We start from the raw sequence: 13,061 nt of genomic DNA on the forward strand, positions 1-13,061 counted from the left end.
AAAATGGGAGAATTGTTACAATTGACCTTTTTCTCACAACAGCTAAAGCAGTTGGCAATACATCTATTCACAAAACCATAAAGCCACATGGCATTTAAATCAAATTTCACTCTTTGGACTCTTTGACTTTTCGACTTTTCAAGACTTTCGATCCCACACACCCCTCTCCCTGTCGGGATCTCCCCTCAAAATGGGAGAATTGTTACAATTGACCTTTTTCTCACAACAGCTAAAGCAGTTGGCAATACATGGCTTCACAAAACACCTATCTTCACAAACCATGCACTAAAGCCACATGGCAACTAAATCAGATTTCACTTTTTGGACTCTTCGACTTTCAAGACACTTTTTCTCCAACGGCTAAATCCGAGAGATAACTCAATCCCATGCTTCTTTTTACATTACATCTTGTGGCGCAGAATAATATCTTGTTTCAAAGAATTATTTTCACCTGCGCCAATTTGTAATGTCCCATTCTTATCCCGGGGTGGCATTCGCTTCGCTCCTTTCCCCCGGGCTATTCATATTTGAGCCCTTCAGGCTCCGATAAAATGCAACTATTACTTTATCTATCTTACTCTTGTTGACCTTTTCACTTTTGACCTTCGACTTTTCCAGACTTTTCATCTTCAGACAGCCCTCTCCCTGTCGGGATCTCTCCTGAAAATGGGAGAATTGTTACAATTGACCTTTTTCTCACAACAGCTAAAGCAGTTGGCAATACATCGATTCACAAAACACCTATCTTCACAAACCATGGACTAAAGCAACATGGCAACTAAATCAGATTTCACTCTTTGGACTCTTCGACTTTTGGACTTTTCAAGACTCTTCCAGACATTTCATCTTCAGACAGCCCTCTCCCTGTCGGGATCTCTCCTGAAAATGGGAGAATTGTTACAATTGACCTTTTTCTCACAACAGCTAAAGCAGTTGGCAATACATCTATTCACAAAACCATAAAGCCACATGGCATTTAAATCAAATTTCACTCTTTGGACTCTTTGACTTTTCGACTCTTCGACCTTTCGACTTTTGGACTTTTCCAGACTTTTCCAGACTTTTCCAGACTCTTCAAGACTTTTCCAGACTTTCACTGTATCACAAAAAAGACCAACTCAATCGCGAGTCAGTCCATTTATGTTTAAAAAAAGGCAAACCTGTAAGCCGGGTCCTGTATTCTCCGAAAAGAATTTCTATCATTTATCTAGAACATTTGTCACCAAATGTCTCGAGCAATCCACCCCCCGAACATCAGCCGAGTCAGCCTACATACGCCGGTGTACTTGATCTTGCAACACATAAGGTACACAGCCACCAATGTCACCATTAGTGCTGGTGAGCTCTTACCTCACCTTTTCACCCTTACCCGAAGGCGGTTCTTTTCTGTTCTACTACTAAAGCCTTTCGACCTTCTTCCCGTTAGGAAGTATGTTACTCTATGTTGCCCGGACTTTCCTCTCCTTTTTACAAAGCAGCGATAGAACGGTTTGCCGGCGCGAAGATAAGGAGAAAGGAGAAAGGATACAAGGAGAAAGTAACAAGTTTCAAGGAATAAGAAATAAGGAACAAAGAACAAAGTTTAAGTAAAACCAAAGAGCCCGTTTTAAGTAGAAAGGAAACAAGGAATAAGGACAAAGGGTAAGGAAAGTCAAGGGGCAGGTTTTAAGGATTTATCATTTTTCTTCGCAGTCTTGTTATAAATAGCGCCCAGTATTTTAATTAACTGACTAGATTCTTTTTCCAAGACAGCCCAATTCATTTTTTGATTATCAATGGCAATAATAATCCGGATCCAATAATTGGTTTCACGGATTTCTTTCAGAGAGATACCCACTTTATTGGCAAAGTCAGCTTTTGAGACAGCCCCTTGAGCTTCTTCATAATTTGCCCCGACAGAAGTTGCAGATTTAAGAATTTGATAGGATATTACCTGATATTCTTTTGAATTTGGAAGATTTCGTACTTCTTGAATTACATCAATTGAAAACTGAAAAAGACGTTTTTGTAAATTATTCTCCATCTTCTTTCTTTCTATTTTTTTTCCTTGCTGCCCAACACTTGTCACTCATTCCTTGTTCCTTATTACTTGTTCCTTGGCTCTTGCTCCTTGTTACTTGTTACTTGTTACTTGTTACTTGTTACTTGTTACTTGTTACTTGTTACTTGAAACCTGTCCCTTGCTGCTACAACTTTACAATAAACGCATCGTCGTAACCTTTTTTGCGAATTTCCCGCAATTCCCGGCGACAAACCCAATAATTGTCGTAATTCCCATAAAAATAACGATACAACTCGTCCTGCGGATCAAATGTCCGTGTAAGATCTTTAATCGTTATCCGCTTAAGGTTCATTTCAGATTTACTTGCAAATACCTGAATGGTAAAATGAGCATCTGCAGAAAGACTTTCCTGAACAGCTGCTGACTTTAAACCTGATGGAGTTTTAATTTTTGCCTGAGTAAAACCAAGGTCTTTTAATTTTTGAACCGCCTCATTTGCTAGCTTTTTATCGTTATAGTCTCCTATTTCAATAATATAAAGCGGCTTTTCAGATATCTTTAAATGCCCTAATTCATAATAGTAATCAACATATTCTTTTCCTCTCATTTTTCGCCCCATATTATAGGATCCTGTCTGATTCGAAGCCATTTTTACATCGTTTTTCCTTTCTGCCTCTACTCTAACTGCCGCCAACTCTCCTTTATTAATAACGGCAACACTTGCATGAGGAAAACCTGCCATCACTTTTTCCTGCAAATATTTCTTAGCATCACCCACATCCTCAAATCGCCCCAACACATATTGAAACATTCCATCCGCCTCCAGTACTTTCACTGAGTTGAACGGAGAAAAACTTTCTGCATTTAGACTGTTTTTGCTTTTCTGAAGAAGAATGGTGTAGTAATAATCATTACCAATATTAGTCAGTTTACCAATTGCAGTTTCAGCATCCTGATTCTTTTTAGCGGTTTGACTGGTGATTTTCTGCGTCTGAGTTTTATCCTGACCACCCTTTCTATTCGTAAGAACTGCTGAAATCTGCTCCGACGTGAACTCCTGATTTAAATCCAAAACCTTGGCATCGGCATATCCAAAAGACTTTATTTCTTCCACCCGAGTCTCGGCTTCACTCTTAGAATTGCTTAGACCGGATAAATAATGATACTCTCCATCTTTTCCACTCAACTCAACAACATCATTCAATTCTTCGAAATAATCGGTATATACCGGATATTTAAACTTTGCAATTTCTACACCGTAGGTTGAACCTCCCGCTGTAGAGCCGGCAAAGTTAATATCGAAAAAAGAAGAAAAGGAACCAATTGTCCCGGCGGTCAAGAAAAAACAGATTAAAAAGTAGATATTCCTCATAACAGATAGCAGAATAGAGTGTCAGATTAATTCTTAAAAATAACAAAAATTAACAGTAGTAAATACAAGAAACTGTTTAAAAATTTATCCTCTAGCTTTTTTATAAGCCAAAAACCTCATAATTGCGTTAAATTATCTTTAAACAGAATCACTATTCGTATCAAATTTGTCTCATTCTGAGTCTTTTTTCTTCGATAAAAATTTCTAAAAATAGATTTAAACAGCTTCTAATAAAATCATTAATTAATGGAAACAAATATTACAAAAGACAATCCCTCTTCCCAAGCTACTCTTTATACACAAATATTCGCTTTCCCAGGCAATAGTTTAATCTATAAACCTAAGCACCCCTCTGTTCTTCGAACATCTTCCCTTCTTGAGGGTACCGTAACGCAGTGAAGATTGTGAACGCAATTTGAAAATAATATTGTGAACAAAGTGCCGACAAGCGAAAGAATGCTAATTCTTGATATAATCCTTTTTATACATCTTGTTGCTCTTGATTTTTTCAACCAACAAGATGTGTATAAAGAGCAGCTTCCCAAGACGAATAACAATTGATTTACAATACAAAAATTAATTCTATCCTTCGATTCTCATGATGCTCATTTTCAGAACATCCCGAATCATCAAAGCACCCATTCAAAATAAACTCCTCGCCCCACGCACCAACCTCTATATCTGAAGCTTCCACACCTTGTTTTACCAAATATGTTTTTGCTTTTTCAGCTTTTTGAAGGGAGATATCCAAATTCATTTGCGCCAATCCTTTCGAGTCTGAATGGCCGTTTATCTTAATTCCCAATTCCGGAAATTCTTTCCAAAACCGGTACAAACGATCCAATATTTTTTTAGCTTCATCACTAAAATCATCCTCATTTTTATCGAAATAGATGTTTTTAAATGTAATCTTCTTCTTAGGATAAGCAATTGGCTCCAGTTCCGACACAAAAGCAAACTTAGGTTTTTCGCTGATTCGGCTCAAACTTACTTCAATATTCATATTTTGAGAGGATGGGTAATATTCAATCACCCGATCGATATATCCTGATTTTTGAACAGTAATCTCGTATAATATTCCCCGATCCAATTCAGATTCCGGTATGTCAAAAGAAGTTTCTCCCTCAATCATCCCTTTATCTGCAACAACCACTTTATTTTCCAGAGCTTTCAAAACTGCAAATTTCACATTTTTAATAATATCATTGGAATGTGCATCTTTCACAAAGATCTGAACGCATTTTTTGTCCTCTTTTTTCAATTCATAGATTCGGTCCCGCAAACCTCTATCTTCCCGGTCTGATACAAATAGCTGCATTCCTGTCTCAGGGATATCCTGAATTGAATACTCTGAAAATGCAGAATTATACGGCTCTCCCGGATTTATAACCGGAGCCCAACTGCCATCCTCATTTCTGGAAGTAAAAAACAGATCCAATTCTCCATAGCCTGCGTGTCCATCGGAAGAGAACCACAACTGATTATTCGACAGCACCCGTGGATAAATCTCGTTTTGTGCTGTATTGATTGATTTTCCTAAATTTTGAGGTTCTGTCCACTTCCCGCCATCTTGTTTGCTAACATACAAATCCATTCCTCCGTATCCACCCTTCATATCTGAAGAAAAATACATTGTTTTCCCATCAGGGGATAAAAATGGATAGCAACAGGAATACTTTCGACTGCAAAATGCCAGACTTTCCTTAGAACGCCATTCCCCGTTTTTCTTTTCAGCAATCGCAATCTCCATTTGTTGTTTTCCCTTCCGAATGTACCAACGCGTGTAATAAAGTGTATTTCCATCAGGAGAAATACAAATGGCTCCAATATCTGTTTTAGGTTCCAGTTTGCCGGCAAAAGATTTGGTTTCATTATACTCTGAATTTTCATCTGCAGCAAGCAACAATTTGTAATTTTTATCCGATCCTATTTTTCCGGCACCAGCTTCTGAGTATACAATTCCTTCGGGCAATAGGAAGATACCTAAGCACTTTCCCTGGGGCTGAACTTTAATCTTAGTGATTTTCAAATCTTGGTTTGCCTTTCGCACCTCAGTGAATTTACGAACAGCATCCAAGCGTATTTGAACTTCATTTGGATCCGCACCCAATTCACCGGCTCTTTCTGCCAGCAGAACAGCTGCGGTAAAATTATCATTAGCAAGGTTTATTTGAGAAAGGTGAAGTAAATCTGCAGAATTCTTCTCTTTTTCCTGAATACTGTTATAAAAATTCTCTGATTGATCGTAGTTGCCCAAAACAAAATAGCACTCTGCAATCTTCCGGTTGACTTCAGCATTTTTATTCTTTATATTCTTGAATTGAATAATGGCCTCCGGATAATCTCCTTTCAGAAGTGCTTTATCTCCTTTTTTTTCAAATTTACTTTGACTGAAAAGTGCAGCTGGAAGCATTAGGAATAAAACAAGCAGTTTTATCTTATAAATCATATTCGAATGGATTTAGAATGAACATAAACTAAAATTAAGGGTTTTAAGGACAATAACAAACAGTGATTTATAAAAACTTAACTTTTCAAGACTCTTTGATTATTTCACCTTTGACATTTGGACTTTTCGACTCTTCCAGACTCTTCCAGACTTCTACACAACAGCTAAAGAAGTTGGCAATGCATAGATTCAAAAACACGACAGAAATCATCTGAAAATCAAAATCTGTCCGGATTACCTATTACTTTTTGACTCTTCGACCTTTGGACTTTTTGACTTTTCCAGACTTTCCGAGACACTTTTTCTCCTAAAGCCAAGTGGTAATTCAATACCTATGCTTCTTTTTACCTTACATCTTGCGGCGCAGAAATAAAATCCTGTTTCAAAAAAACATTTTCACCTGCGCCAACTTGTAATGTCGAATTCTTATCCCAGGGTGACATTCGCTTCGCTCATTTTCCCCGGGCTATTCCTATTTGAGCCCTTCAGGCTCCGATAAAATGAGCAATCACTTTATCTACCTTACTTTTGTTGATCTTTTCACTTTTGACCTTCGACTTTCTGACTTTTCAAGACTTTCCGACCTTTGGACTTTTCGAGACAGTTTTTCTCCACTGGCTAAACCCTTGAGGTAATTCAATACCTATACTTCTTTTTACCCTACATCTTGTGGCGCAGAAATAAAATCCTGTTTCGAGAAAACATTTTCACCTGCGCCAATTTGCAATGTCGAATTCTTATCCCAGGGTGACATTCGCTTCGCTCCTTTACCCCGGGCTATTCATATTTGAGCCCTTCAGGTTCCAGTAAAATGAGCAATCACTTTATCTACCTTACTTTTGTTGATCTTTTCACTTTTGACCTTCGACTTTCTGACTTTTCAAGGCTCTTTGACTTTTAGGACTCTTCTATCCTCTCATCAGTAAGGAACTGTCTCCATAACTTAGGAAACGAAAATCATTATCCAACGCGTACTGATATATCTCCCTCCAATTATCACCAACGAGTGCCGAAATTAAAAGAAGCAACGTACTTTGCGGCTGGTGAAAGTTTGTCACCAAACCCGAGATAACTTTAAATTCATATCCCGGAGCGATAATAATCTGAGTTGCGACATTAAATAAAGTCAAACCATTCTCCTGCATATAGCTGCAAATTGCCTGATACGATTCCTGCCTGCTGTAATTAGCCGGTAACTGATAAGCCTCCCACTGTTTCAGCAAATGAGGATTTTCCTTTTGGGTCAGAATTTTAACACCCATCCAATACAAACTCTCCAAACTTCGCACAGATGTTGTGCCCACCGCAATAATTTGTCCGCTAAGCTTTATGATATTCTGAAGACTCTCAAGGGTCACCTGAATATGCTCTGTGTGCATTTCATGATCGCCTATCTGCTCCGATTTCACAGGCTTAAACGTTCCAGCTCCAACATGCAGTGTCAATTCTTCCCGATTTATTTTTTTTGCTTTCAAGCGGGAAAACACATCCTCAGTAAAATGCAGTCCTGCTGTTGGCGCAGCCACCGAACCTTCGTATTTTGAATAAACGGTCTGGTAACGAAGCAAATCTGTTGCTTCCGTATCCCGATTTAAATACGGAGGAATTGGAATTTTACCAGTTTGTTCCAATACCTCACTAAAACTCAGATCCGGATGATTCCAGGAAAAAAAGATTTCCTGAGCTCCTTCCAATGCCTCCTGCTTCTCTGCTTTCAGGAAATACTCCTTATCATCAACATAGAAAGGCATTTTTAACACCCCGGACTTCCATTTTCGTGCATTTCCTACGATACATTTCCAGGATGAAGAACCACAAGCCTGGAAAGCCAGGTTGTAATCAGCCGGCTTCAAAGGTTCCAGGCAGAATATTTCAATTCGTGCTCCTGTTTCCTTATGAAATATCAATCGGGCCTGAATCACTTTGGTATTATTAAACACCATCGTAGTTCCAGAGGCAATCTCCGAAGGTAAATTCTCAAATACAGATTCCGAAATCAATCCGTTTTTGTAAATCAGTAATTTTGACAAATCCCTGTTCGCTAAAGGGTGTTTGGCAATTCTCTGATCGGGAAGATCGTAGGTGAAATCTGAAATTTGAATTTGCTTGGCGTCCAAACTATTTATATTGATATTACAATCCATCTATTTCTTAATTAATCAAGCTTTATTCCTAATAAAGAAAGGGCTTTGCCTTTTGGTCGGCAAAAATAGCTAACTTTGTCGGGAATAGAAAACCTGTTGACTGTTTTAGATTTTTGAAGTAGAAACGAATGCCAAAACAGCCAACCCAAATTAGATAATCCGATGCAAATAAATATAGGAGATAAAGTCCGGTTTTTAAATGAAATTGGTGGTGGTATCGTGACCCGAATAATTGATGCTAAAACTGTTATGGTTTTAAATGACGAGGATGAATTTGAGATTCCAAGTCTGAAAACCAATTTGGTTGTGATTGAATCGGTAAACACAGGAACTTCCCCTCAATCCAAACAAAGTAATTCTTCAAGTTCAGGTTCCTCATTACCATCAACAAAACAAGCACTATTTGTTGAAAAAGAGGAAGTTTACGTTGCTTTTGCTCCCAAGGAATCGGCCACCCAATCGGAAAGCCCGTTGGAACTGTTTTTAATTAACGATACCAATCAAATTCTTTTGTACACTTTTTGTGATGAAAAAGGAAATGGACTGGAAGGAATAACTGCAGGAACTCTTGATCCCAAATCAAAAATTCTTTTATCAGAATACGAAATGAAAGACCTGAACGAATTGACCTGCTGTCATTTTCAAATCATTTTTTATCAGCAAGGAAAATGCTCACCTAAAAGACCTTTGGATCGTACGCTCAAAATTCAGGCTGTAAAATTCCACAAATCTTCAAGCTATAAGGATACTGCATACTTTCATCAGGGCGTGATACTTTACAAACTTACAGGTGAAAATCTGGAGCAAAAAATAGAAGAACTAAGCAATAAAGATTTCCAACAGGCAATTCGTGAAAAAGAAGATTCAGAAAAAGTAAAACCGACACCAAAAAACAATAATTCTGATGATAATTTAATCGAAGTTGACTTACACATTAATGCATTAATTGACTCTGTAACAGGATTATCAAATGCCGACATCCTTGAATTTCAACTTAATAAATTTCATGAGGTATTGCGTCAGAACCAATATGAGAAAGGCAAAAAAATTGTATTTATTCATGGTATCGGCAATGGCACATTAAAGCAGCATGTTCACAATGAACTCAAAAGAAAATATAGAAAACACTATTCTCAAGATGCCTCGTTTAAAGAATATGGATGGGGAGCAACCATGGTTACAATACGATAAAAAGTCTGGAAAATCCGAAAGATCGAAAAGTCTGGAATACAAAAACTTATTGTAATAATGATCTCAGAATTAAATTGCCACGTGGCTTTAGCGGGTATAGTATTGAAAGGGAAAATATTTTTTGCAGCCTCTTTACCTGTGGATTAAAAAAGAACTAAATAAAAAAAGACGCAAATGCGTCTTTTTTTTATATCCTGATATCGCCTTGAGCAATTTTAAGTATGAATAAAGGATTTGATTGGCTCGAAACAGGCCAGAAAAGCAAGAAATCCTAATGCTGCAATTACAATTCCCGAAATTTTATTGATCCAAAATAATTGTTTTAATCTGAATTTCTTGCGGAATATATTAATAATGGTCGACAAGGTATACCACCATAAAGCTCCTCCCAACAGCACACCTAAAATCAAGAACAATTCAATTCTCAAAGTCGGATTGCTTCCAAAGATAGATGCTCCGGCAAAAACTGCAACAAAAACAAAAACTGCAATCGGGTTCGATGCAGTAAGAAAAAATATAGAAACGAAGTCACCCAGCATTCCCTTTTTACCCGTTTTCTTTGCTCCTCTAATCTGCTTTATAGGATTTGTAAGGAAGATTCGCAACCCTACATACACCAGAAAAATACTACCGATTAACTGCAGGTAGAATTCCTGTGTTTTAATAAAACTAAGCACCATTCCCAAACCAAAAGCGGCAACTGTAGCATAAAACATATCTGCAACAGCAGCACCCAGACCCGAAATAAAACCGGCCAAGCGACCTTTCTGAATGGTTTTTTGAATAATTAACACCCCTATCGGACCTAATGGTATCGAAACCATTAACCCCACAACTATTCCTTTAAATAAATATTGAAAATCCAACTACTAAATCTTTTTCAGTTAACAAAATTGCTTGCAAAGGTGGTAAAATATATGCTAAAATCTGACATCTTCCGATGAAAATCTTTTCATAATGGTGTCATCATTGAATTCCTTCGACAATGATTCAATCACTTTAATTGGCACATCAAACAAATCAACTACGATTAAACCATCCAGACAATCATTAAAATTTGGGTCTATATTAAACCCCACAATCCTCGCATTCAGAGAAATATATTTCTTAAGAAGCACCGGCAACTTATCATTAGTTATCTCAAAATCGCCAATTAACTTATCTAGTTTATTGATATCATTCTTAGCCATTTCCAATAAAATATCCACATCCAGATCTTTTATTTTGACCTTGAATTTCTTTCTTGATTTAATGTACTGTCCTAAATCGTAATTGAAATAATTCCGCATAATAAATTTAATGATCAAATCTTTCGACAAATCAGAATACTTATTACTGATACTCACAGGTCCTATCAAATAACGCGACTGAGGATTCTTGAGTAAGAAATACAGAATCCCTTTCCAAAGCAAAAAGAGAGGCATTGGCTTTTTTTGATATTCCTTCACAATAAATGAACGCCCCAACTCCAATGATTCATGAAGAACAGGCTGGAATTTTTTGCTCATACGGAACAGGCTCTGCAAATAAAAGCCTTTCAATCCGTACTCCGAAAGAATTTCATTTCCTTTGCCAACACGATAAGCACCTACTATCTTTTTCAGTTCCTCATCCCAAATAAAAAGCTGATGATAATACAAATCATACTCATCAACATCAATCCCCAGATTTGTTCCTTCACCAACTTCCCGAAAGGTAATTTCCCTTAACCGACCAAGTTCGGTCAACACATGAGGCAACTTAGAAGAAGGTGCACAATACACAGTAAAATTACTGCTTTTAAACAGCAAATATTCCTGAGGAAGACTTTCCACCTCACTTTGAATAATCTCTGGGCTTACAGAAGGTACAATATCTTCAACCTTTGCAATTTTTTCCTTGCGTTTGAATTGATAAAACTTTTTTACCTCAATTGGAGTTCCCAGCATATAAGTCTTTGCGCGCAAAAACCGACCATACTGATTGATATCTGTGAAGCCTTTCTGATCTTTTACCGAAATTGGATTTCCAATACGGATCCGAACCGTTTTATTCTTTTTATTTAATAATTCTGATGGCAATTTCACTGTCCTAAGTGTAGGATGAATCATTCCCAGTAAATGGAATATCAAACTATTGCTTCCCTGAAAATAAATAGGCACAACAGGTACATCAGCTTTCTTAATAAACTTAAGAATAGATGGCTGCCATTGCTTATCGGTAATATTATTTGTGTGGGACTGATAAGACGAAACCTCTCCCGCAGGAAATATTCCCAAGGGAAAACCACCGCTTAGATGACGAAGTCCTTCTTTAATGCCTCCTGTACTGGAAGCTACCCCCTTTCTTTCCTCAAAAGGATTTACACCCAAAAAATAATCTTTTATGGGCTCAATCTTTTTCAGTAAGAAATTAGCCATTGCCTTAAATTCAGGGCGCACCATACAAATCAGCTTAATCAGAATTAAGCCGTCAATTCCTCCAAACGGATGATTTGATATTGTAATAAACGGACCTTCTTTGGGAATACGCTTTAATTCTTCCTCGTCAAATTCGAATTTAATCCCTAAATCGTCTAGTAACGCATCAATAAAATCAATGCCATCCTTGCCACAATTTGCAGAATACAAATCATTCAATTTATTCAATCGAAGAATATACATCAACAATTTGGCAAAACTTTCCCCACCAAACCAGCTAAGGCTCTCATTTGCCTTTAATAAATCTTTTGGATCAACCAACTTCATATGTCAATACGTTCTAAAAAGGTTGTCCCGACAAATATCGGGAGTGACAAACTAAATCAATTAACATCTGTATTTAAGACTGTATCATGAATCAGTATTTATCTATGTTTTTTGTTTCAAAGTCATTACTATTTTCGAAAAAGCCCAGATTATTCAGCCCCACTAACCAAACCAAAAGTATCAGACCTTTTCAACCGGATAAAAATAGTATTATTTATCAATACTCCAGTCCAATATTCAATTAAAAAACTTAACAATTACTGTTAATTACAAAGTCTGATCGAACCAGCCCCCATTATCAAAAACACGAACCGACTCAAACCCAATATCTTTGAGCAGACTCACGGCGATATCGAATCCTGAAACTAATTCATCCACATGATGAGCATCGGTACTGATTGTAACAGGTACCGCATATTTTTTACATTCTCTCAAAAAATACAAACCGGGAAAAAATGAATCAGACTTTTTCTTGTAAATCCCTCTGGTATTGACTTCAACAATAGTACCGGAATTCTTAATCACTTTAATTGTCTCATCCAGTAAATCAATATACCATTTTTCATTTTCAGAAAAAAAACGGCCTTTATTGTTCATTTTCACCTTATCTACATGCCCAACAATGTCCGGTTTTTGAGTTTCAATCATTTCAATTACCTGATTGTAATAGGCAGTAACTGCTTTTTGCACATCCCCGTCAAACAAAACCTCAATACCATGAATATAATTTGTATCCGGTCCATCGAGAAACCAATATTCCGAATCAGATTTAGCCTTCACCAAATGGACCGAACCGATTGTATAATCTAACCCAGCCTCTTTTTTCAACTCCTTAAAAGATTTTGTCACTTCAGGAATATAGTCAATCTCCAGGGAAAGGTAAATTTGTATTTTAGACCGGTACTTTAGCTTCAACCCCTCCACTTCAGATGAATACTCCTTTAAGCTTTGCAATGGCATACTCCATGGTTCATTTTGCACCAATGGTGCATGAGAAGAGAAACCAACTGCACTCAACCCAAGATCTATAGCTCTTTCAACAAACTCTTCCGCCGTGTTTTTACCATCGCAAAAGGTCGTATGAGTGTGATATGAAAAATAATTCATTTGTCCGATTTTAGTAAGGCAAAGATACTTCAAGACACCAATATCACAAAATCCTTTCTCAATATGCATC

General features: G+C 37.2%; 8 protein-coding genes and 1 other RNA gene. 1 reads left to right on the forward strand and 8 read right to left on the reverse strand.

Features of this window, described 5'->3' with window-relative positions:
- Nucleotides 1-1,147: 1,147 nt before the first annotated feature.
- The 5 genes from rnpB to GQR60_RS10535 all read right to left on the reverse strand — a co-directional run bounded on the left by rnpB (nt 1,148) and on the right by GQR60_RS10535 (nt 7,967).
- An RNA gene (rnpB, locus tag GQR60_RS10515) (RNase P RNA component class A) lies at nt 1,148-1,497 on the reverse strand.
- Nucleotides 1,498-1,651: 154 nt separating this feature from the next.
- A complete protein-coding gene (locus GQR60_RS10520; protein WP_124992882.1) occupies nt 1,652-2,023 on the reverse strand; it encodes a four helix bundle protein in 372 nt (123 codons plus the stop codon).
- A 163-nt stretch (nt 2,024-2,186) separates the two neighbouring features.
- Nucleotides 2,187-3,341 carry an SPOR domain-containing protein gene (locus GQR60_RS10525; protein ID WP_124992883.1) on the reverse strand — a complete coding sequence of 385 codons (1,155 nt, stop codon included), beginning with the start codon at nt 3,339-3,341 and terminating at the stop codon, nt 2,187-2,189.
- A gap of 595 nt (nt 3,342-3,936) precedes the next feature.
- Nucleotides 3,937-5,823, reverse strand: a complete 1,887-nt coding sequence (locus GQR60_RS10530; protein ID WP_124992884.1) for an OmpA family protein — start codon at nt 5,821-5,823, stop codon at nt 3,937-3,939.
- Between the two features lie 908 nt (nt 5,824-6,731).
- The gene (locus tag GQR60_RS10535; RefSeq protein WP_124992885.1) at nt 6,732-7,967 is read right to left on the reverse strand and encodes an S-adenosylmethionine:tRNA ribosyltransferase-isomerase; all 1,236 of its coding nucleotides are present in this window, start codon (nt 7,965-7,967) and stop codon (nt 6,732-6,734) included.
- Between the two features lie 162 nt (nt 7,968-8,129).
- Between GQR60_RS10535 and GQR60_RS10540 the strand changes: the two genes are divergently transcribed.
- Nucleotides 8,130-9,158 carry a Smr/MutS family protein gene (locus GQR60_RS10540; protein WP_124992886.1) on the forward strand — a complete coding sequence of 343 codons (1,029 nt, stop codon included), beginning with the start codon at nt 8,130-8,132 and terminating at the stop codon, nt 9,156-9,158.
- Nucleotides 9,159-9,373: 215 nt separating this feature from the next.
- On the opposite strand, the gene GQR60_RS10545 is transcribed toward GQR60_RS10540, so the two are convergent.
- The 3 genes from GQR60_RS10545 to GQR60_RS10555 form a co-directional block, all read right to left on the reverse strand.
- A complete protein-coding gene (locus GQR60_RS10545; protein WP_197092799.1) occupies nt 9,374-10,024 on the reverse strand; it encodes a LysE family translocator in 651 nt (216 codons plus the stop codon).
- A 54-nt stretch (nt 10,025-10,078) separates the two neighbouring features.
- A complete protein-coding gene (locus GQR60_RS10550) occupies nt 10,079-11,884 on the reverse strand; it encodes a lysophospholipid acyltransferase family protein (RefSeq protein WP_124992887.1) in 1,806 nt (601 codons plus the stop codon).
- 267 nt (nt 11,885-12,151) lie between these two features.
- On the reverse strand, nt 12,152-12,991 hold the full coding sequence (locus GQR60_RS10555; RefSeq protein ID WP_160463459.1) for a histidinol-phosphatase: 840 nt from the start codon (nt 12,989-12,991) through the stop codon (nt 12,152-12,154).
- Between the last annotated feature and the right edge of the window lie 70 nt (nt 12,992-13,061).

The organism is Labilibaculum euxinicum (assembly GCF_009795715.1).
Classification (GTDB): domain Bacteria; phylum Bacteroidota; class Bacteroidia; order Bacteroidales; family Marinifilaceae; genus Labilibaculum; species Labilibaculum euxinus.